We start from the raw sequence: 21496 nt of genomic DNA on the forward strand, positions 1-21496 counted from the left end.
GGAGTCAGCCGCACCTGTTCGACAACTCGGATCGTCGGACAACAACTCGGCGAGCAGTCCACTGAGAGCACTTCGGCCGATAGTCATCTATAGGCCCGGATATTCTTTGGGCCAAGGGATATGGGTGTCATTTGCCGCCCCCGGGTTGTAGTGTGGACTAGCCGGATTGTGAACATTCTTATGATACAGGTGCCCCTCGATATTCTGATAACGGGCACCAATCTGCAGCCGATACGTTTCCCCGCTAGCAGAGTTTGATCCGGCAGGCGCCTTGCCATCAGGGCCATGGATGCGGAGGCGGCAGGTTTGCCCACATTCATTCTTCCACTTGAATTCGAGCCCGTACTGGGCGCCACCGTTGGGATCCGGTTTGAGTTCACGCATTTCAGCGTTATCCGGAACCACGCTCATTGGGTCCTTCCCGCGAAGATCGTATCCCTCATCCCCACAGTTGTGCACAAGCGCGGAACTGGAACCGACTCCGACGTGGTAGGTGTGAAGACCATCTACCGTCAGATCATGAACCAATCCAACGCCGTTGAACCGGCGCTTATCGACAACCAGAAGTAGCTCGCCGTCACCGTTCCGCAGCCTTGACCCGCGCTGTATCTCGGCAATGGGAACCCACGTATTGAGTTCCGTAACCCAGAACGGGTGCCAATCCGTAGCCGTAATAGTCGCCGTGGCTCCGCCCACGGCGCCGTCCGTGTCCACGATGAGCTCGGTTCGCTCGGGCTCGTCCACATGGACCCAAGTCGCAGTCACCTCGCGCGCTCCCGCTTCACCGCTCGCCGGGTCGGTGGCGATGACCTCGTCCCCAAGCACCACTTGCTCGATCGGTTTCCGGGAGCCATCGGCCATCAAGACCAGCGTTCCTGGTGGGAAGCTGTGCTTCTGGCACTTCTTGAGCAGGCTCTTCAGCTTGTCCATGCCTTCACGCATGAGGTTGCTGAAGGCGGCGCGCCATTTGCCGAGTTTCTCGACGGCCGCGCTGATTCGGTCTTCCCACTGGAGTGCCTTGCGGACGGCCTTGAAGACCTTCCCCGCCGATCCGATCAGCTTGGCGATCTTGGCGACCGGGATCAGGCCCGCACAGGCCCACAGGTCGAACTTGGTGAAGCAGTCGCGCAGGTCGTTGAAGCCGGTGATGTCGCCCAAGAGATCCGGCAACTCCGCCTTCAGGACGTCCCAGAAGCCCTTCTTCGACTGGGCGTCCTCCATCATCTGCTTGCACTCGGACTCGGACATGTTCATGCCCGCGCACGCCTTCGTCCTGGCGTCCTTCTCCAGTTGCGTGACGGCTTCCTGGTATTCCTTGTTGTAGGCCGAGTCGTTCTCCAGCGCCGCCTGGTCCGCATCAGTCCACGGGTCGTAATCGCTGACCGTGTACCTGCAGTCGACGTCGGCGCACTCCGCGAGTCCCGTCGGGTCCCAGAAGGTCGCCGGGGCGTTGTGGGCGTAGGAGTAGCCATGGATCTGCTGTGGTTCAGCGAGGTCCATGATCGGGTCAACGCTGATGAACCGGCCCGTCCGCGGGTCGTACTCGCGTGCGCCGATCGAGGTCAGCCCGGTCGAGTCCTTGACGCCGCCGACGAAACCCTTGTCGTCCGGCCAGAACCGCGGCGCGAGGCCGCGCGGGTTGCCGAACGGGTCGGAGTAGCGGCGGGTGACGTACAGGTTCGACGCGGTGATCGCCACGTCGTCGGTGCCGTGGTGATCGCCGACCATGTACTGCAGGCCCGACACCGTGTCGCGCATGGCGACGGTCATCCCGCCGTGGGTGTAGTAGCGCTTGGCGGCCAGGGTCGGCGTGGTGCCGGTGTAGAGGATGATCTCGTGGCCGGGCAGGTACAGCGTGTTGCGCCCCGGCTCCTTCTTGATCAGCCTCGACCCGCTCGCGTCGTAGATGTAGGTCGACGACGTGCCGCCGGACTCGGTCACCTTCGACACGCGGCCCTCGGCGTTCCACTCCAGGGTCTGGGTGTTGCCGTTGAGCTTGCGGGTAACGGTGTTGCCCGCCGCGTCGTAGGTGTAGTCGTCCTGCTGGGTCGAGGTCGGGCTGACCCGACGGACCGACGTCAGCGTGTGCGGGCGGACCGCGCCGGGACCCGAGTCCGGATTGGTGTAGGTCTCCGTGGTGTCACCCGCCGAGGCGTGCGTCACCTGCGTCTTGCGGTTGCCGATCTTGTCGAAGGTGAAGTCCTGCCAGTACGGCGCGGTGCCACCCAGGTTCGCCACCGACTTCGCCTGGGCGCAGTCACCGGTCTTCGGTGTCCACGCCGAGGTCATCCGCCGCTGGTAGTCGTAGTTGAAGCACTGCGTGTCCGCGGGGCCGTCGGTCGGCAGATCCGCGATCTTGGTGACGTTGCCCGCCGGGTCGTAGGTGAACGACCGGTTGGTCACCTGCGGCTGCGTCGCCGTGTCCCGCTTGACCTGGACGTTGTCCAGCCGCCGGGTGCCCTCGGTGTACGAGCTGCTCAGCCACACCTTGTACGGCGAGACCCCCAGCGTCACCCGCAGCGTCTCGCCGTACGGCGAGTACATGTGCTCCGAGGCGTAGGTGTTCAGACCGTACGTCGACAGGGGCTGATCCATGTCGTTGTAGGTGTGGAGGATGTTCTCCGCCGGCAGCGCCGCGGCCTTCGGCACCGTCTCGGCCAGCAGCTGGCCGGTGACGGCGCTGAAGCTCGCTCCGAAGTTGTAGGTTCCCGCGAGCTGGCCCTCGGATGCTGGGACGACCACCGACGACGAGGTGGCCCGGCCGAGGCTGTCGTAGTTGTTGACCTTCTGCACGTAGGCGTTGCCGTTGGCGTACCGCGTCGAGGACGTCGGCATGCCCTTGCGCAGCGTGTCGAAAACCCACTCGGCCAGCTTCGTGCCTGACGTCGAACCTTCGAACATCGCCGTCTTGCGACCAAGCGCGTCGTAGGTGTACGCCAGCGTCTTGCCTCGGGCGTCCGTGGTGGACACCAGCTGGTCCTGGTCGTCGTAGGCGTAGGTGGTGCGACCGTGGTCGGGGTCGTTGTCCGCGGACTTGCGGCCCAGGTGGTCGTACTCGTACGTCCACTCGTTGTTCTGCGGGTCGGTGACCTTGGCCAGCTGGCCCTTGTTGTTGTACGCGTACTTCGTCGCGTCGAAGGCCGCACCGGCGCCGTACAGGCCGTCGGTGCTGCGGGAGTGGTACTGGCGCCGCTCCAGGATCCGGCCGTGGGCGTCCTTGAACACCGCGGTGGCGGTGTCACCCTGGGGCGGGGTGGTGTAGGTGTTGTCCCCGCCATAGCGGAACTTCGACCGCCACTGCTCGACGTCGAGCTTCTTCAGGATCGTCTCGAGTGGACGGCCGAGGTCGTCGTACTCGGTGACGGTCTGGTTGGGCACCTCGTTGTCGTAGACCCCGTGCAGCACTCCGGCGGGGGCGTCGAGGTTGTAGTACGCGCCGTTGACCTTGAACGCGTTCCCGCGCGAGTCGTAGAACGTGTCGGTCAGGATCCGACCGCCGAGCAGGCCCGGGCTCTGCGTCTGCCGCTCCCGCAGCAGGCCGTCGAGCAGGTCGTAGGAGACCGCGTAGGTCTCGTTCTCCTTGATCGACTTCGACGTGACCACCGACGGGCCGTCGGTGCGATAGTCGTAGGCGTACTCGGCGTTGGGCGACTTGCTGGCCTTGGGCCGCCCGGGCAGCCACACCTTGGTGATCCTGCCCAGCGCGTCGTACTGCAGGTCAGCCTGCTCGCCGTTGACGCCGACCTCGGTCACGGGGTGCCCGCGCTTCGGATCGATCGTCGTGGTGGTGACCCAGCCCGCGCGGTTGGTGGTGCTCACCGTCGTCGGGTTGCCCGTGGCCGGGGTGTAGGTCGTCGTCGTCTTCACGCCGTCGACGTCGGTGGACTCGATCACGCGGCCATAGGCGTCGTACTTGCTCGTCGACACCGTCTGGTAGTTGCCGCCGCCGGTCCAGCGCTGCGACGAGGTCACCTCACCGCGAGTCGGTGCGACGCCGAACGCCTGGCCGTCGTAGGACGTCCGCACGTCGGTGAGCACGTCGGCGTCGGTTCCGGGCCAGGCCGAGCACGGCTTGGCGATCTTGCGGATGGTCGAGGCGTAGGTCAGCAGCCACAGCGCGTCGTTGCGCACATAGGTGCTCTCGGCGCACGTCTCGTCGCCGCCGACGGCGATGTCGCCCTCGTCCTCCATGCGCTCGGGCAGGCCGATGGGCGAGTAGGTGGTGCTCGTCTTAGTCCGCCGCCAGGACCCGTCCTCCTGCTTGGTTCGCACCGTTGTCGAGCCGACCCGCAGCATGAACGCGGGGTCCTTGCCGTCGTTGGCGGTCTCGATCAGATGCGGTTGACTGACCGACGCGGCCACCACGTTGCCACCGCTGTAGAGCAGCGACTCCCTGGTGAATCCGCGCAGCCTGCGCTCGTCCTCGATCGTGCCGCCGTCTGCGTCGGCGACCCACACGTCGCGGGTGCCGCCGTTCGGCAGTGTGTCGCCGTCCATGCCGCGCAGGTAGAGCGTCTCCGACACCGTCTGCGGGGTGCCCGCGGCGCCGCGGATCACCCGCACCTTGCCGAATCCGCGCCACTCCGACCAGGTCCGCTCGTCAGCCTCGGCCTCGTCGTTGTCGTCGTAGTGCCAGGCACCGCCGCCGACGTACTCGTAGTGCGTCTGCTGCTGCGAGGGACCGCCGGTGCGCGAGTCCTCGGTGACGTGTTCGACGACGTACTTGTGGAACCAGTCGAGAATCGCCTCGGACTCGGTCGGCGGCGTCCACCACACCGGGTAGCACCGGTACGAGTTGGTTTCCGGGTTGGCTGGCATCCGCGTCGCCCGGTCGCAGTCCTGGGCCGCGTAGGTGACCTCGGTCAGCGCACCCGCCTCGCCGACGATCCGGTTGAGCCGGTAGCGGGCAAGCGGCGGGTAGCCGTCGATGGCGTCGACGCGGTTGTCCAGCAGCAGGCCGGAGAACTGGACCTCCGGCAGGGACGCGGTGCCGCCGACGTGGCCGCTTCGGGTGACACCCGACAGCCACAGCGGACCGGGCTTGCCGGTCTCCACGGGCGGGAACTCCTGGCGCAGCGACCACGAGTCGACCGCGTCGGCACCCGAGTAGGTGACGACCTTGGTCAGCCGCTTGCGGGAGAAGAACGCCGGGGAGAAGCGACCGGTGCAGTCCTCGCCCGCCTTGCAGATCCGGTCGAACGGCACGTCCGGCCAATGGCTAGCGGTGTCGGCGGTCAGTTGCGCGGGGTCACAGGTGATCGCGCCGCTGGGCAGGCAGCGCTCCGCGGTCTCGAACACGACCTTCGCGGGCGCCCCCGCGTACAGGTTGTCCGAACGCAGGCCGTACTCGATCCGGTCGAGCCTGCCCGCGGCGACGTAGGCGGTGTTCGTGCCGTTGACGCCACCCCGCTTGTAGTGGTTGGTCTCGTGCGCGTAGTAGAACGCCATCGCGTTGCCGCGCGGGTCGACCATCAGGTCGACGTTCCACCGGTACGGCTGGGTGCACGAGGAGTTGACGAACGTGGTCGTGTTGCACGGCTCGCCCGCGTGGTTGCCGAAGACCGGCATGGTGAACGTCGAGTTCGTCTCCGGCTTGCCCGCGGTCCACCCCGGCAGCTTGTTCAGCCCGAGGAAGTACTGCGTGCCGTCCGGGGAGGTGACCTTCCACTGCTCGGAGCCGTCGTACCCGTTCGGCGAGCCGCCGATCTTCTCGATGCGCGACCCGTCGTCCTTCTCGGGGCGCAGCTTGCCGGTGGCGGTGTCCTTGATCAGCTTGCCGGACATGCCGCCCAGCGAGACGGTGTAGTGCTCTTCCTTCCAGCACATGTCACCGGTCAGCGCGGTGCCCTGGTTGCCGCCGTCGTCCTCGGCGCACGCGCGGTAGGTGCGCTCGATGAAGCCGCCCGCGGACAGGTCCCAGCCGTCACCGACCCACGACGCCTGGTTGTTGGTCACCGACGTGCGGCCGTCGACGCTGCTCGACGCGTAGCTCAACCCGAGCTGCGGCGCGGCACCGCCCGGCGACATCGGCATCGCCATCGGGACGCTGTAGGTGAAGTCGCCGCTGGACGTGCCCGCGGACCAGGAGCCGGACGGGGCGAGGTTGGTCGCGCCATACGAGCCGTTGGTCCCCGAACCGCCGGAGGTCGCGGCGAGGACGGCGGTGCCGCCCGCCAGCTGCAGGTCGGCGGTCAGCTGCTTGGACTTGGTGTCGTTGGTCGAGTCCAGCGGCGTGGACTGCTGGCACTCGGCCTTCTCCGGCGTGCTGAGAACACACTCCGGGTACACCGACAGACCCAGCCGCGACCCGAAGTCGCCGCCGTAGCCGTCGGCGAACTTCGTGTAGTCGAGCCGGACGGTGACCTTGTCGTCCTTCGCGCCGCCCGCGTCGGTGACGCGCATCAGCACACCCGCCACGCCCGCCTTGCGCGCGGTCGCCTGGTCGAAGGTCTCGACATCGACCTTGGCGGTCTTCGCCGTGCGCTTGTCGGCGAGCCCGACCAGCACGGGCAGGTCACCGGCCTGCTTCAGCCCGGTGTCGGCCCGGCCCGCGGACTGCACCCGCACCTCGGTCTGCGCCTTGCGGGCGCTGGGCCACTCGACGGGCGCGGTCCCGGCGGTCGGCATAGCCATCGACGGCAGCGGCTCGATCCGCACCGGCGAACCGGGAACCGACCGCTCCTTCTGCACCGCCGGACCGCTGTCCGCGGCCACCGCTGGTGGACTCATCGCGGTCACCGCGGTGGCCGACACGGCCAGCGCGGCGACCACGGTGGTCACTCTGGATAGTCGACGTACTCGCATCTAATCCCCTCAGTGAAATAACGGAGACCTCCCCGGCGACGCCGGGGAGGACAACCAAGTGATGTGCGTTTTAGTAGGCCAACTCGCCCAGGCAGGCAGTCGCGCGGCCGGTCAGCGGCCCACGTCCGGTGTCGTCGGTTGGGGTCGGCGTTGGTTCACGACCAACGCCGACGTCCCATGACCCGCACGAACCAGGAGCAGGACCCGCATGTCCTACTGCTCGAAGAGCTGCCCCGTGCACCACCGCGAGGTGTCGCACGCGTCCGGCAGCACCCCGGTGAACACCCGCACGTCGCGCAGGGAGCCCATCCATGGGTCGGCGGCGACGCCGTCCCATGTCGTGCGTCCGATCAGCAGATCGCGCGCGACCGCCGGGAGCGTGACGTCCTTGCCCGCGTAGTTGGCGGGCGCCGCCGCCAGGTTGGTCACCTTGGTGAAGGTCGTGGCGTCCACGGGCACGGTGTGCTGCTCGATCCCGTTGACGTAGAAGCGAATCCGCTTCTGTGCCGAGTCGTAGGTGGCAAGCAGGTGTACCCACCCACTGGGATCGTGGTACGTGGAGGCCTCGTTGTCGCTGAGGAGCCACTTGCCTGAGGCGACCTGCCCACCGGTGGTCTCCACCAGCACACCCCAGCGTTTCCACTCGGGCCGGTAGCCCAACAGGAACGGCGCGTAGCGCCCGGTCGTGCCGAACGAGACGGCCTGGCGGGCGGACTGGTCGTAGCCGCTGTGGCGCACCCACGCCGCCACGGTGAACGACCGGTCGGGGCGGAACGTGGCGTCCCTCGGCGCCGAGATGTCGTTGAGCATGTTCCACAGCCCGTGCGCGTCAGTGGCGTTAAGCGCATAGGGGAATGCTCGGACCTCGTCCACGATGCCCGGGAAGAAGTCGGCCTGGTTTCCGTTCCACTTCAGCCTGCCGACGGCGAAGCTGCCGGTGGAGTTCCATGGCGCGGTGAACGCGGTCTCCGCCTCCAGGTACCCGTTGACGTAGAGCCTGATCTTGCCCGCCGCGGGGTCGTGCACGCCCAGCAGATGGGTCCAGGTGTTCAGCTTCGCCGCGGCCAACGAGTGGGCCCTGGTCACGTTCGGGTTGTCCCGGTCTCCGTCGGTGGTGCTGAACGCCCAGCGGTCGGCGAGGTCGTCGTATTGCAGCACGAACGGGCTGACCCGGGTGCCGTCCTGGGACACGATGGTGAACCACCCGTTGTTCCGGTCGAGCTTCACCCACGCCGACACCGAGTAGCCGCCGGAGGTGGTCAGCACCGGGGCGTTGTGCTGCAGGCGCTGGCTCGTCCCGTCGAGCTGCACACCCTTGCCCCGCCTGCCAACGACATAGGTTGGGGCCGTCGTGCCCACACTGTTCGAGTGGGTCAGGTCGCGGCCGTTGCCGGAGACGTCGGCCAGGGAGTTCTCCATCGACCAGAACGCCGCCGGTCCGGCACCGGTCACCACGCCGGTGTGCGCGCTGACACCGGGGAAGGTGGCCGCGCGGTGCCCGTTGGTGTCGGTCCACGTCATGGTGCCGCCGTACGCGCTGCCCGCCGTGGCCGGGTCGACGGTGTTCGCCGCGGTCGCACCGCTGGTCTCGTCGAGGGCGTAACGCGCCCGCTCCACCGGGGTGTTGAACACCCCGGCGACCTCGACCGCGGTCAGCGCGCCGTCATAAACCCGCACGTCGTCGATCAGGCCCGACCAGCGGGCGGTGAGGTAGCCGAACTGCTTGTGCAGGCCGACGTTGAACGGGCCAGTGGAGATGATCCGGCCGGTGACGGCGCTGGTCTTCTCCAGAACCCCGTTGACGTACAGCGAGATCGTGTCCGCGCCCGCGTCGTGCACCACCGTGAGGTGGGTCCACACGTTGGCCTGCGGAACCGACGTGCCGATCGCCCACTGGAACTTGCCCGCGTCGGTGTCCACATCGGACACGCCGAATGTCCACCGGTCGACGTCGGGCGAGTACCGCACGTGGAAGGCCGCCATTCGGTCGCCGTCCTGGCTGAACGCGGTGTAGTACTTCGTCTTGTCGGCCATCTTGACCCACGCCGAAACCGAGTACCCACCGGTGGTCGACACGATCGGCCCCGTGGTCTTCGGGCGCGACGACGTGCTGTCGTTCACGCTCAGCGCCCGACCCGCGTAGCCCGTGGCATAGGCGGGGGTGCCCGCCGCGAGAGCCAGGTCCGGATTGCCCGCCGAGTTCCGCAGGTTGTCGGTGAGGTCGGCGTTGTCGAACAGGTACTCGGCGACCGGCGCGCCCGCCGCGGTACCCGCGTGCAGCGCCGTGACATCGGCGGCTGCGAGCGCACGGTTGTGCACGCGGACGACGTCGACGGACCCGCTGAAGTTGCGCACCCGCTGACCGTTGGCCTTGGCGGCGCCGATCACGAACACGCCACCGGCGTTCCACGTCGGGGCCGTCAGGACGGAGCCCGCGAGGACGCCGTCGACGTAGAGCCGCAGAGTGCCGGCCACCCGGTCGTGCACGCCGGTCAGGTGCGTCCAGGCGTCCACCGCGGGCGCCGCGGCGGACAGGACGCGGGCGGAGGTGGTCGCGTTGTCGACGTCACCGCTGGTGACGCCGAACGCCCATCGGTCGGCCGCGTCGTCGTAGCCGAGCGTGAAACCGGAGCCACGGGTGCCGTCTTGGGACAGCACCGCCATGTCCTGGTCCAGCGCGGACGGGTTCACCCATGCGGACACCGTGTAGGCGCTGTCGGTGCGGATGAGCGAGTCACGGGCGTGGTAGTACTCCTTCTCGACCTCCGGGGCGACCGGCACGGTGTTCATCCGGGGCGCCGAGCCCGACGCGCCATAGCCCGCCTCGAAGTAGCCACCGGGCGGGGGCGGGCCGTAGAAGGTCAGGTCCTTGGCACGTGCTGTGTCGGCGAGGGTGTTGTCGAAGTCGAACTGGGCGACCTTTCCGGAGATGCCGACCTGGTAATCCGCCACGTCGATCTGGTAGCGGGCGATGGCGGAGCGGTTGCCCGCGCGGTCGACCGACCGCACCGACATGACCTGCGGGCCACTGGCCATCGGCGTCCAGGAAACGACCGCGGCGCCGTTGAGCGCCGTGGGTTTGGCGACCGTTCGCGGGTCATCGCCGCCGCTGGTGAAGGAGTACAGGTAATGGTCGATGTCCGAGGTGCCTGACGGGGCGGACAAGGTGAACTTGCCGCCGACACCGACGCCGCCCGAGGACACCGCGGCGGGGTACTGGGGAGAGGTGATTACGGGCTGTCCCGGGACCACGGTGTCGACGATGAACGAGCAGGTGTCCGACTGCGGGCCGAGCAGATCGCCGTCCCCGATCGTGACATGCCAGTTGTAGGTGCCGTCGGCGGTGATGTGTCCGGAGGGGACGGTGATCTCGCCCCAGGACCCTGACGGGATGTTTCCGGTGCCGGTGTTGCTCCCGACCGCGGGCACGTGGAATACGGCGTTGACGCTGCCGCCGTCAGGGTCGGACAACACCGCTCGCAGTTTGGGAGTGCGGGTGCCGAGGAAGGCACCACAGGCCAGATCGTCGCCCACGTTGGGCCCCCAACCCTGCATGCCCAGTTCGCTCGGCTTGTTGGGGTAGGAGTTGTAGTGCACCACCAGATACGGGTTCAGGTCGAACCGTCGCCACGAGGTGTTGTTGCCCTCCTGCTCGCCCCTGAGCAGGAACGTCGTCTCACCCCACCAGTTCGCCGACGCCGACTCGATCGCCGACTTCGCCCACAGGTCCATCCCGCCTGGGTTTCCCCCGCAGTGGTTGACGTTCTTCGTCGCGTTGCCGGTCGACAGCAGGCCCCCCGACGGACCTGGCTGGTTGTTCCACGTCGTGTCGCCGTCCACCCAGTTCGCCAGGTAGAGCTGGGTCGGTGTGGCGCCGGAGCAGTAGTAGGAGTGGATGGTCTCGACGTGCAGGTGCGCGTCGACGATGTGCTTGCCCCCCAGCGATCCGGTGTTCATCCGCAGGTACGTCCGCGAGATGAAGCAGCTTCCTTCGCAGACGTATCCGGCTTTGAGGTCGCCCAGGGCACCGTCGGTCCGGTCGAAGTTGGTGTTGTTCGGCCACGCCGACTGCACCACCACGTGATGCGCCTTCGAGCAGGAGCCGCAGGTGTAGGAGGGGTCGATGAAGATCGGGTATTTGGTTGTCGCGTCAGCGAGGAACGCTAGGTCCGGGGTGACGGTGATCGCGGAACTGGTCACCTCGGCACTGAGCTTGGCTTTGCGCGCGCCCTCGTTCGGCCCCGTGACACCGGGGATGGCGAAACCGGAGGAATCCCACATCGCGCGGGCGTCGCCGGTGATGGCATCGGCGCTCTTGGCGAGGCCACGGGTGTGGTTGCCGAAGGTGATCCGCTTGAGCTTCGGGTTCCGTGCCGCCTCGGGGGTCTTCACCACGAGGAGCTGCTGGTAGCCGAGTACGTCGGCGGTCACCGTCAGGTCCACGCCGGGCAGCACTTCAGGGTAGGTCGCGGTCGGGCCGTCGAGCACCGGCTCGGGCAGGTCGCCGAGCCAGTCCAGGCCCGCTTCGACGCCCTTGGCGCCCATCCGGACCAGGGGTGAACGGCCGCCGCCGGAGAACTCCAGGCTCACCGTGGTCGCCCGCGGGCGGACCTTGCCCTCGGCGGTGCGCTCGAGCGTGGTGTCGACGTCGACCCACGTGTCGGCCCGCCGCACCCGCACCGGGCGCACATGCTGGCGCCAGCTGAACGTGCCGTCGGGAAGCGCGCGGACCTCGGTGTTCTCATCGGTCAGATCGAGGACGCGGACCGACTTGTCCGCCGCCTTGGCCACCGCAGAAGCCTGGGCTTCCGTCTTGACCGCGTCCGGGGCCTCAGCCACCGCGGGCAGAACGGGAACGACGAGAGTGGTGGCCACGACGGCCACAGAGACGAGTCCAACTGCCATCCGTCTGACGGATTTTTGGCATGCCAAAGTGAACGACATCAGGCGACCCCCAGGACACCTACGCGTGGACACGGTTGTCCACAGCCGACGCAAACGGGACTACAGTTCCCTACCGATCGCCGGTAGGCAATGAACCAAACGGTGCAGTCACGCAAAGTCGCCACCGGCTGATCAACGGTGAACCCCGATCGTCACCGAAGGTGATTGAATCGACCATCGACACTCTCAGGTGATTCACAGTGGGTGACTTTGGCGCGGGGAGGCGACCAGAGTCACAGGCAAAGCCATTACGAGCAGTGCCGAAGAACAGGTTCGGTTCCTGAGCGTCACGTGCGCTGGCAGCGGGGGCAGGAGAATGACGAGCGGTTCATGAACGGCTCCCGCCGGATCGGCCGTCCGCACCGCGGGCAAGGCAGTCCCTCCTGCCCATAAGCCGCCAACGAGCGGTCGAAGTACCCCGACTGCCCATTCACGTTGACGTACAACGCGTCGAACGACGTGCCGCCGACGTGCAAAGCCTCCGACATCACCTCGGTGGCCGCCTCGATCAGCGCGCGGGCCTTGGCAGCAGAAAGGGTGTCCGTGGCCCGGGACCAGTGGAGTTTGACGCGCCACAGGGCTTCGTCTGCGTAGATGTTGCCGATGCCCGAAACGACCGTCTGGTCCAGCAAGGCGCGCTTGACCTCGGTGCGCTTCGCCCGCAGAGCGGTCACAGCGGCGGTGAGGTCGAACTTCGGGTCCATCGGGTCCCGCGCGATGTGCGCGACGGGGACCGGGAGCACGGTGCCGTCGACCGTGACCACGTCCTCCACCGACAGCCCGCCGAACGTCCGCTGGTCGACGAATCTCAGTTCGGGGTCGCCGGTGAAGGCGATGCGCACCCGCAGGTGTTTCTCGGGTGCCGCGGCGGCGGGTTGGACGAGCATTTGGCCGCTCATGCCCAGGTGGGCGAGCACGGCGGCACCGGAGGACAGCTCCAGCCACAGGTACTTGCCGCGGCGCTGGGCAGCGGTGAAGTGGGTGCCGACGATGCGGGCGGCGAAGTCGGTGGCGCCGGGGATGTGGCGGCGGATGGCGCGGGGGTGGTGGACGTCCACCGAGGTGATCTGGCGGTCCAGCACGTGCGCCTCGAGGCCGCGGCGGACTACCTCGACCTCAGGCAGTTCCGGCATCGTCGGCAGGCTTGATCGACTCGGCCAGTTCGCGCCAGGCGGCTTCGGCGGCCTTCTGTTCGGCTTCCTTCTTGGTCTTGCCGTCGCCGTTGCCGTAGCTCTTGCCGTTGACCACGACCAGCGCGGTGAACTCCTTGCGGTGGTCGGGGCCTTCCTCGCGCACCCGGTATTCGGGGACGCCGAGGCCCGCGGACGCGGTGAGTTCCTGCAGGCTGGTCTTCCAGTCCAGACCCGGGCCGCGGTCGGGGACGTCGGCGAGCAGCGGGTCGAAGTGGCGGTGGACGACCTCGCGGGCGATCTCGATGCCGTGCTGCAGGTAGACCGCGCCGATGACGGCTTCCAGGCCGTCGGCGAGGATGCTCGCCTTGTCGCGGCCGCCGGTCAGCTCCTCGCCCTTGCCGAGCAGCAGGTGCGCGCCGAGGCCACCGTCGCCGAGGCCGCGGGCGACACCGGCGAGGGCGTGCATGTTGACCACGCTGGCCCGCAGCTTGGCCAGCTGCCCCTCGGGCAGGTCGGGGTGGCGGCGGTACAGGTGGTCGGTGACGACCAGCCCGAGCACCGCGTCGCCGAGGAACTCGAGTCGCTCGTTGGGCGGCAGGCCGCCGTTCTCGTAGGCGTAGGACCGATGGGTCAGCGCCAACACGAGCAGCTCGGCGTCCACATGGACGCCGAGCGCGTCGAGCAGCCTTGCCGGGTCCGCTGTGGGACCGCGTGCCGCCTTACCCCCCATGACGTGCGCCTAGGGTCACGCGGGCTGCGTGACCTGGCGACCGTCGTACTGACCGCAGGTCGGGCAGGCGATGTGCTGCGGCTTGGGCGCCCGGCAGGCCTTGTTCGAGCAGTTCACCAGGTGCACCGCAGTGGTTTTCCACTGCGACCGGCGCGCGCGGGTGTTCGAACGCGACATCTTCCGCTTGGGGACGGCCACGACTACTTCTCCTCTGACGAGCTGTTGTGCAGGATCGGACGGTTACGACTTGCGATCCTGTTGGATCCGCTCTTGCAGTGCGGCCCATCGAGGATCAATGGTCTCATGCCGGTGATCCGGCTCGAGTTCGGCCCACTTGCCGCCACACTCCGCGCACAGCCCCGCACAGTCCGGCGAGCACAGCGGCACGTGCGGCAGCGCCAGCACCACCGCGTCGCGGACCACCGGTTCGAGGTCGACCAGGTCGTCGACGAGGCGGCTGACCTCGTCTTCGTCGGTGGTCTCGTCGGTGGCGCTGTCCGGGTAGGCGAACAGCTCGGTGATGTCGACCTCGACCTCGTCGGAGATCGGGTCGAGACAGCGCGAGCACTCACCGGCCAGTGGACCGGACGCGGTCCCGGACACGAGCACACCCTCGACAACCGACTCGAGCAGCACGTCGAGCTCGACATCGGCGCCCGCCGGGATCGCGATGACCCCTTCGAGACCGATGGCGTACTTGGCCTGCGCGGAACGCCGCACGGGCTTGCTCGATCCGGGACGCCTGCCGAGCTCGCGGGTATCGATGACCCACGGGCTGCTCGACACCGGCCGGGCCGGGCTCTTGCGGTTCTCGGACATGGTGGACTCAGTCAGCGCCTTAGGTGGAGTGAGCGGCCCGATGGGGCCAGCTCAGATAGGGTACGCGACCTGCCCCCGGACCGGAAATCCGGGCGCGCGCCCCGCCTCATCAGGCGTGGTAGTCGAACGGGGTCGCGCCCGCGGGGACGCCGTTCATGGTCCCGCGCAGGTGTGAGCGGCCCTTGCCGACCGTGCGCAGGGTGTGGCTCAGCAGGTCCTCGAATTCCGCCAGCTTCGTGTCGACGTACTCGTCGCATTCCGCGCGCTTGCGGGCCAGCTCGTCCGAGGTCGCGTCGAGGACCCGGGCGGATTCAGCGTGGGCGGCCTGAACGACCTCGGTCTGCGAGACCAGCCTGCCCTGCTCGAAGCGGCCCTCCTCCACAGCCCGCTCGTACGACTCGCGGCCCGCCTGGAGCATCCGGTCGGCCTCGTCCTGGGAGCGGCCGACCAGCGCCTCGTACTCGGCCCGACCGGCCGCGACCGCGCGGTCCGCCTCGTCCTGGGCCTCGGCGACCAGACGGTCGGCGTGGGCTGTCGCGTCGGCGATCAGGCGTTCGGCCTGGGCGCGGGCGTCGGCGATGGCCTTGTCGGCTTCCAGGTTGGCCTTGCTCAGGGTCTGCTCGGCCTGGTGCTCGGCCGCCCCGATGATCTCGTCCTTCTTGTCCAGGACGTCCTGCGCGTCGTCCATCTCGGCGGGGAGGGCGTCGCGGACCTCGTCCAGGAGTTCCAGTACGTCGCCGCGGGGGACGACGCAGCCGGAGGTCATGGGTACGCCCCGCGCCTCCTCCAGGATCGTGACCAGTTCGTCGATCGCCTCGAAAACCTTGTACACGGCTCCTCCTCCACCCTTGTGGGCGATTGTGCCCGGTCGCACCGCCCTGCCGGTGGAGATCGGAGGGGTGTGTCACGTTGTGGCAGGCTGGAGCCTTGTGATGATCCGCACCGCAACCGCAGAAGACGTCCCCGCCATCGTGGCCCTGCTGATGGATGATCCCCTCGGCGCCAAGCGCGAGAACCCGGGCGACCCGCGCTACGCCACCGCGTTCGCCGCGATCGCGGCCGACCCGAACCAGGTGCTCGCCGTGGCCGACGCCGACGGCGAGGTGGTCGGCACCCTGCAGGTCACCTTCACCCCGGGCCTGTCCCGCGTCGGCGCGACCCGGGCGACGGTCGAGGGCGTGCGCGTGCGGTCCGATCAGCGCGGCAACGGTCTGGGCCAACAGCTGATGGAGTGGGCCATCAAGGAGGCCACCACCCGCGGCGCGGCGATGGTCCAGCTCACCTCTGACGTGAGCCGCACTGACGCGCACCGGTTCTATGAGCGGCTCGGCTTTGTCACGACCCACGTCGGGATGAAGCTGAACCTCTAGCCCTGAGCTGTGATCGCGCGGACCTGGGCGACGTACTCGCGCGTCGCGGGCACGTCGGCGTAGCGCTCGGACAAGGCGCGGACGAGTTCCCGCGACGACATCGCCAGCGACGGCAGCGATGTCCTCCCCGCACTGATCGCGCGACGGCCCTGGTCGAGGGCCTCGTCCAGGTCCCCCTCTTGAGCGGCGGCCACGCCCAACGTGAAGCGCGCCTCGGAGATCCGCATCGGGGAGCGCTCACGGCCGTCGAAGTCGGATCCGTCGCGAATGACGTCCTCGGCCAGCGCTCGGGCGAGTCGGTCGTCGCCGACGTGGCGGTAGCAGTCCATCGCGTAGAAGTCGTACTTGGCGGGATCGACGACGAAGTGGTTCTCGATGTTGTCGGGGTACGGCAGCGCCTCTAGCAATTCGCGACCGCGGTCGAGAGCGGCCCTCATCGCGGCTTGATCTCCCAACCGAGCCCACGCCTTCGCCTCCTGCGCGTGCAGCTGCACCGCGACCGAGTGAGTGCTGGACGCGGCCTGACCAGCCTGGGCCGCGGCGATCGCGCCGCGATAGTCGCCCGAGGTCAGCGCGAACCAGGCGCGCATCTCGTGCGCCCAGCCCTGGACCCCTGGATGCCCGACCTCCTGTCCCAGGCTGAGCGCGGCCTTCCTGGTGGCCTCGGCCGCCCGCCGGTCGCCGACGTCGTATTCGACGCAGCCCACCAGCAGGGCGAGCCACCCGGCGAGTTCGAGTGAGTCTCGGCGCTGGACGAAGCTGAGTCGCTGTTCCTGCATCTCCACGATCCGGCGAAGCCAGCTTCGGCCCTCGGTCAGCAAGTCGGCCGGGTTGCCGTAGGCGTATTCGCCGCACAGCTTCTCGACCGTGATGCGGACCGCGCGCAGAGTCGCTTCATCTACGTCGGATGCCTGTAGGCGGCTGACGATCTCGAGGGTGTCCATCCCGGTCGCGGCAAGCACTTCGCTCGATCGGGCCTCCGGTGGGAACAGGGACGTGGTGACCGTGTCGAGCGTCGCGGCGATCATCGGGGCGTAGTGCTTGCTCGGCTTGTTCTCGCCCAGCTCCCACGCCTTCCATCTGCGCGTCAGGTGGTCGGGTTCGGGCAGGCGCTCTCGAGTGTGCTTGCGCATCTCATCGGCGGCTTGGGCTTGTGACCAGCCACGTGCTTCGCGCAGGGAGCGGATACGTTGCGCCCACAGAGGTACGACCCCGACCACAGCCCCTCCTTGTGGACGTCGACGCCTCCAGGGTGGCAGCCGAGACCGGTCACGCGCTGGTGCCGGAAAGGTGAGGGACCGTTATCACCACATCACCGTTCCATCACTCAAAGTAGCACTACCAACGCTCGTCGTGACCGTTGATCGTCGGTGCATGACACCGACACCGACTCGGCTCGCGGTCCCCTACATCACCTCTTGGACCGGGGAACCACGGATCTCTCCGACGGTCGTGCTCCGGGCCGACGGTCGCGGGATCGCGCACTTGGACGAGACGTTGAGCGATCGCGACGTGCACGGCGTCCTCTGGGTGCGAGGGGCGTCCGAGCCGGGGCACGGCCAACCGGTCTTCGGGAAGGTCAACTCACTGCGGCAGCGCCGCGCGATGCGCAAGCTGTTGTGCCAGGTGTGCGCCGGGCCCGCCGATCAGACCGGCGACGGCCTGCTCTGGGCGGTGAGGGACTACCGGGACGACTGGCCGGGTTGGCCAAACGGTATGGGCGTCACGGAGCCTCCGATCTGTCTGCCGTGTCTGCGCTACTCGGCGCGGGCATGCCCGGCCCTTCGACGGGGACATGTCGTGATCCGGGCACGCCACTACGGAGTCGCCGGGGTGCACGGTTTGCGTTTCCGGGCAGGCGAGGCCGCGCCGGAACCGGATGGCGTGGCGGTCGTGTCCTTCGGCCATCCTGATGCGGCGTGGACGCAAGCATCGACGCTGGTCAGGGAGTTGCTCGACTGCGCCGTCGTCGACCCGCCCTAGCTCTCCGCGGCGCGGTTTTCCTCGAGGCGCTTCAGCAGGCGGGTGTGGACGATCTCCGGGAGGAGGTGGGACACCTCGCCGCCGTAGGTCGCGACTTCCTTGACCAGCGAGCTCGACAGGAAGCTGTTCAGCGGCGAGGTCGGCATGAACATCGTCTCGACGCCGGTCAGGCCCTGGTTCATCTGGGCCATCTGGAGTTCGTAGTCGAAGTCGCTGACGGCGCGCAGGCCCTTCACGATGGCCTGGACGTCGTGCTGCTTGCAGTAGTCGACCAGCAGTCCGTGCCAGGAGTCGACGCGCACGTTGGGCAGATGGGCAGCGGTTTCGCGGAGCATGTCCATGCGCTCCTCGACCGTGAAGAGGCCCTTCTTGCTCTTGTTGATCATGACCGCCACGACGACCTCGTCGAACAGGGCGGCGGCGCGCTCGATGATGTCGAGGTGGCCGTTGGTGGGCGGGTCGTACGAGCCCGGGCAGACAGCGCGCGTCATGAATCTGGACCGTAGCAGCCCGCGGTCACGCTGAGTCGGTGTCCGACGTCACGTGTGTCGCCCAGTGCAACTCGGTGTCGCCGTAGCGGCGGGATCGGGCCGCGACCAGGGGCGCGGGCCAGGGCGGCTCGCCCGCGCGGCTGTCGCGTTCGACGATCACGGTCGTGCCAGGGGCCGTCCACCCGTTGTCGAGCAGAGCGCTCAGCATGACCGCCAACTCGGGGTCGTCGACGGCGTAGGGCGGGTCGGCGAACACGATGTCGTACGGCGATGCCGGCCTTCCCGCGAGGACCGTCGCGACCTTCCCGAGCCGGATGTCGGCACCCGGCAGCGCGACCGTCGCCGCGTTGCGTTTGAGGACCGCCACCGCGTTGCGGTCGGACTCCACCAGCGTGGCCACGACAGCGCCCCGCGACAGCGCCTCGAAGCCGAGTGCGCCGGAGCCCGCGTAGAGGTCGAGCACCCGGGCGCCGCGCAGACCGACGCCGGCCTCCAGCGCGCTGAACAGCGCCTCCCGCACCCGGTCCGACGTGGGACGAGTGCCCTTCGGCGGCACCGCGAGCCTGCGGCCGCCCGCCGCGCCCGCCACGATCCTGGTCACCGGCACATGGTGCCTGAACCGCACAGCGGGCCCTCCGGTCGGGTGAGGCGGAGCACATCCGACACGAGCCTGATTCAGCCGCGACACAAAGCGCGTAATCTCGCTCTTCCTGTATTCGAACAACCGGGGAGCGCTGCGTGTCGGAACCCTCTGTGAGAGAGGCCGAGATCGCGGTCGAGCAGAAGCATGTCGACGTCGTCTACGCGCGGGTCGAGGAGATGCGCGGCGAGGCTGAGGCTATGCGGACCCGGGGGGACGCGCTGGCGCACGGCGCGCGCAACGAGGCGGTGTTCGAGCAGGCGGCGATGCTGTTCGAGCGGGACGTGATGGTCCGCCACGCCAACCAGATCCTGCGCACGCTCGACTCCGAGCACGAGGGACTGGTCTTCGGGCGGCTCGACGACACGACCGGCGAGACGATGTACGTGGGCCGACTGGGCGTGCGCGACATCAACTTCGACAACCTGGTCACCGACTGGCGCGCCCCCGCGGCGGCGCCGTTCTACCAGGCGACCGCCGAGCAGCCGATGGACGTGATCCGGCGGCGGGTGATCCGCTCCAGCGGGCAGTCCGTCGTCGACATCGATGACGACCTGCTGATGCCCGAGCGCCACGAGGACACGATGGCCGTGGTCGGCGAGGGCGCGCTCATGGCGAGCCTGACGCGCGCGCGTGGCGAGAACATGCGCGACATCGTCGCCACCATCCAGAAGGAACAGGACGAGGCGATCCGCGCGCCGTGGCGCGGGGTCACCGAGATCACCGGCGGGCCCGGCACCGGCAAGACCGCCGTCGCCCTGCACCGCGTGGCCTACCTGCTCTACCGCGACCGCCGCCGCATGGGCGGCTCCGGCGTGCTGGTGGTGGGCCCCTCCCCCGCGTTCACCTCCTACATCTCGCGCGTGCTGCCGTCGATGGGTGAGGACAACGTGGAGCTGCGGTCCCTTTCGGACCTGCTCGACGGGGTCAAGGCGGTCCGGGTCGACCCGGCGCCGGTCGCCGCGGTCAAGGGTTCGCTGCGGATGCGGCGGGTGCTCAAGCGCGCCATCCGCGAGGCCCCGGCCGACGCGCCGACCGAGTTCCGGATCATGTACCGGGGCGAGGTCCTCAAGCTCGACGCGCGCGAGCTGGCCGCGGTGCGCAACGCCGTCCACAACGGCAAGCGCCCGCCGAACCAGTCCAGGGTGGACGCGGCGGAGGCGCTGCTGGAGGCGCTGTGGCGCAAGGCCGACTCCTACACCGATTTCCCGGTCAAGAAGGCCGAGCTGATCACCGAACTGGGTGAGCGGATCGACTTCCACCGGTTCGTGGTGGTGTGGTGGCAGCTGCTGACCCCCGCCGAGGTCCTGCGCTCCCTGGGCGACCGGCGTCGCCTGTCACGGATCGCGGGCCGCGGCCTGTCGCGCGGCGAGGTCGACATGCTGGCCGACTCGTGGGCCGACAACAGCGGCCCGTCGGTCGCCGACGTCGCCCTGCTCGACGAGCTGCGGGTACTGCTCGGCAAGCCGCCGAAACGCAAGAAGCGGCGGACCGACACGTCGGCCGCGGAGCTGAAGACCTGGTCGGAGCGGCAGAGCGGCCCCGGCTACCACCGCCCGGACGACTACGACGAGTTCTCCCACATCGTCGTCGACGAGGCCCAGGACCTCTCGCCGATGCAGTGGCGGATGGTCGGCAGGCGCGGGAAGTACGCGAGCTGGACCGTCGTCGGCGACCCGGTGCAGAGCTCGTGGCCCGACCCGGCCGAGGCGCGGCAGGCCCAGGACGGCGCGTTCGGCGGCCCGCGCACGCAGCGGCGCCGGTTCGCGCTGCGGACGAACTACCGCAACTCGGCGGAGATCTTCGACCTGGCGGGCCGTGTGGTCCGCGACGTCGCGACCCCGGACCAGCTGCCGCACGCCGTGCGCAGCACCGGGATCGAGCCGCTGGTGACGGTGTGCGCGTTCGACGAGCTGACCGAGCAGGCGGTGAACGCGGCCCGGGACCTGCTGGGCGAGGTCGACGGCACCGTCGGCGTGATCACCGCGACGAGCCGCGTCGACACGACCCGCTCGGCGATCGCCCGGCTGAACGACGAGCGGCTGCGGGTGGTCGACGGCCTGGAGTCCAAGGGCCTGGAGTACGACGCGGTGGTCCTGATCGAACCGGACGAGCTGATCACCGAGTCGACCACGGGTCCGCGCACGCTCTATGTGGCGCTGACGCGCGCGACCCAGCGGCTCACCGTGGTGACGACCCAGGTCGGCTGGCCAGAAACGACCTGAGGCGACGTGGCCAAGTACCTGCGTACGTTGCTGTTGGGATCGGGGCTGCTGCTAGTCGTGGTCGCCGTGTTCCTCTACCGGGAGACGGACAGCCAGCTGCCGCAACCACGGATCACCGCATCAGCTGGGGGAACCATGATGATGTGCGATCCCCTACCCGGCATGGCCGATTGGTGCGCGAAGCCCGCGGACACGCCGATGACGATGATCGCCTCGGTCACGCTCGCACTGGGTGTGGCGGCCCTGGTGGCGTGTTTGATCCTGACCGTCGTTACGACTCGTAGATTCAGTCGGCGCAAACCCATCTGACACGGCGAGGGGCCCAGGCTCATCGAGCCTGGGCCCCTCGCGTGTTCG

The 21496-nt window shown here is 68.5% G+C and carries 14 protein-coding genes; 4 read left to right on the forward strand and 10 right to left on the reverse strand.

What is annotated here, in order from left to right:
- Positions 1-87 precede the first annotated feature (87 nt).
- The 7 genes from ACSHT8_RS14380 to ACSHT8_RS14410 all read right to left on the reverse strand — a co-directional run bounded on the left by ACSHT8_RS14380 (position 88) and on the right by ACSHT8_RS14410 (position 15262).
- Positions 88-6780, reverse strand: coding sequence for a polymorphic toxin type 30 domain-containing protein (locus tag ACSHT8_RS14380; protein WP_436501435.1), 6693 nt, complete (start codon positions 6778-6780; stop codon positions 88-90).
- Between the two features lie 237 nt (positions 6781-7017).
- Positions 7018-11679: a LamG-like jellyroll fold domain-containing protein gene (locus ACSHT8_RS14385; RefSeq protein ID WP_436501436.1), complete on the reverse strand. Its 4662-nt coding sequence runs from the start codon at positions 11677-11679 to the stop codon at positions 7018-7020.
- 356 nt (positions 11680-12035) lie between these two features.
- Positions 12036-12881, reverse strand: coding sequence for a bifunctional DNA-formamidopyrimidine glycosylase/DNA-(apurinic or apyrimidinic site) lyase (gene mutM / locus ACSHT8_RS14390; RefSeq protein ID WP_436501438.1), 846 nt, complete (start codon positions 12879-12881; stop codon positions 12036-12038).
- Positions 12865-13611, reverse strand: coding sequence for a ribonuclease III (gene rnc, locus ACSHT8_RS14395; RefSeq protein ID WP_436501440.1), 747 nt, complete (start codon positions 13609-13611; stop codon positions 12865-12867). The genes mutM and rnc overlap by 17 nt, the downstream gene beginning before the upstream one ends.
- A 15-nt stretch (positions 13612-13626) precedes the next feature.
- Positions 13627-13809 (reverse strand): 50S ribosomal protein L32, encoded by a 183-nt coding sequence (gene rpmF, locus ACSHT8_RS14400; protein WP_054050065.1) that lies wholly within the window; start codon positions 13807-13809, stop codon positions 13627-13629.
- A 42-nt stretch (positions 13810-13851) separates the two neighbouring features.
- Positions 13852-14430, reverse strand: coding sequence for a YceD family protein (locus tag ACSHT8_RS14405; RefSeq protein ID WP_436501442.1), 579 nt, complete (start codon positions 14428-14430; stop codon positions 13852-13854).
- A gap of 109 nt (positions 14431-14539) precedes the next feature.
- Positions 14540-15262, reverse strand: coding sequence for a DivIVA domain-containing protein (locus ACSHT8_RS14410; protein ID WP_436501444.1), 723 nt, complete (start codon positions 15260-15262; stop codon positions 14540-14542).
- 97 nt (positions 15263-15359) lie between these two features.
- On the opposite strand from ACSHT8_RS14410, the gene ACSHT8_RS14415 reads away from it, so the two are divergent.
- Entirely contained in the window at positions 15360-15800 is a 441-nt protein-coding gene (locus ACSHT8_RS14415) for a GNAT family N-acetyltransferase (protein ID WP_436501446.1), read from the forward strand.
- Here ACSHT8_RS14415 and ACSHT8_RS14420 read toward each other — a convergent pair.
- Entirely contained in the window at positions 15797-16933 is a 1137-nt protein-coding gene (locus ACSHT8_RS14420; protein ID WP_436501447.1) for an XRE family transcriptional regulator, read from the reverse strand. The two genes, ACSHT8_RS14415 and ACSHT8_RS14420, sit on opposite strands and share 4 nt — an antisense overlap.
- A gap of 352 nt (positions 16934-17285) precedes the next feature.
- Between ACSHT8_RS14420 and ACSHT8_RS14425 the strand changes: the two genes are divergently transcribed.
- On the forward strand, positions 17286-17783 hold the full coding sequence (locus tag ACSHT8_RS14425) for a hypothetical protein (protein ID WP_436501449.1): 498 nt from the start codon (positions 17286-17288) through the stop codon (positions 17781-17783).
- On the opposite strand, the gene coaD is transcribed toward ACSHT8_RS14425, so the two are convergent.
- Complete coding sequence (coaD, locus tag ACSHT8_RS14430) at positions 17780-18274, reverse strand: pantetheine-phosphate adenylyltransferase (RefSeq protein WP_436501451.1); 495 nt, start codon at positions 18272-18274, stop codon at positions 17780-17782. The genes ACSHT8_RS14425 and coaD overlap by 4 nt on opposite strands.
- A 25-nt stretch (positions 18275-18299) precedes the next feature.
- The gene (rsmD, locus tag ACSHT8_RS14435; protein ID WP_436501453.1) at positions 18300-18875 is read right to left on the reverse strand and encodes a 16S rRNA (guanine(966)-N(2))-methyltransferase RsmD; all 576 of its coding nucleotides are present in this window, start codon (positions 18873-18875) and stop codon (positions 18300-18302) included.
- Positions 18876-19012: 137 nt separating this feature from the next.
- Between rsmD and ACSHT8_RS14440 the strand changes: the two genes are divergently transcribed.
- Together ACSHT8_RS14440 and ACSHT8_RS14445 are read left to right on the forward strand one after the other, a co-directional pair.
- Positions 19013-21139, forward strand: a complete 2127-nt coding sequence (locus ACSHT8_RS14440) for a HelD family protein (protein ID WP_436501455.1) — start codon at positions 19013-19015, stop codon at positions 21137-21139.
- A 6-nt stretch (positions 21140-21145) separates the two neighbouring features.
- Positions 21146-21448 carry a hypothetical protein gene (locus tag ACSHT8_RS14445; RefSeq protein ID WP_436501457.1) on the forward strand — a complete coding sequence of 101 codons (303 nt, stop codon included), beginning with the start codon at positions 21146-21148 and terminating at the stop codon, positions 21446-21448.
- The last annotated feature ends 48 nt before the right edge of the window (positions 21449-21496 follow it).

It is taken from the genome of Actinokineospora sp. HUAS TT18 (genome assembly GCF_051364635.1).
In the GTDB taxonomy this organism is placed as follows: Bacteria; Actinomycetota; Actinomycetes; order Mycobacteriales; family Pseudonocardiaceae; genus Actinokineospora.

What these genes read in the sequence shown, in the direction of transcription:
- ACSHT8_RS14420 (WP_436501447.1), bottom strand. Translation starts at nt 16,933, where the DNA reads ATGCGCAAGCACACTCGAGAGCGCCTGCCCGAACCCGACCACCTGACG.
- coaD (WP_436501451.1), bottom strand. Translation starts at nt 18,274, where the DNA reads ATGACGCGCGCTGTCTGCCCGGGCTCGTACGACCCGCCCACCAACGGC.
- ACSHT8_RS14405 (WP_436501442.1), bottom strand. Translation starts at nt 14,430, where the DNA reads ATGTCCGAGAACCGCAAGAGCCCGGCCCGGCCGGTGTCGAGCAGCCCG.
- mutM (WP_436501438.1), bottom strand. Translation starts at nt 12,881, where the DNA reads ATGCCGGAACTGCCTGAGGTCGAGGTAGTCCGCCGCGGCCTCGAGGCG.
- rnc (WP_436501440.1), bottom strand. Translation starts at nt 13,611, where the DNA reads ATGGGGGGTAAGGCGGCACGCGGTCCCACAGCGGACCCGGCAAGGCTG.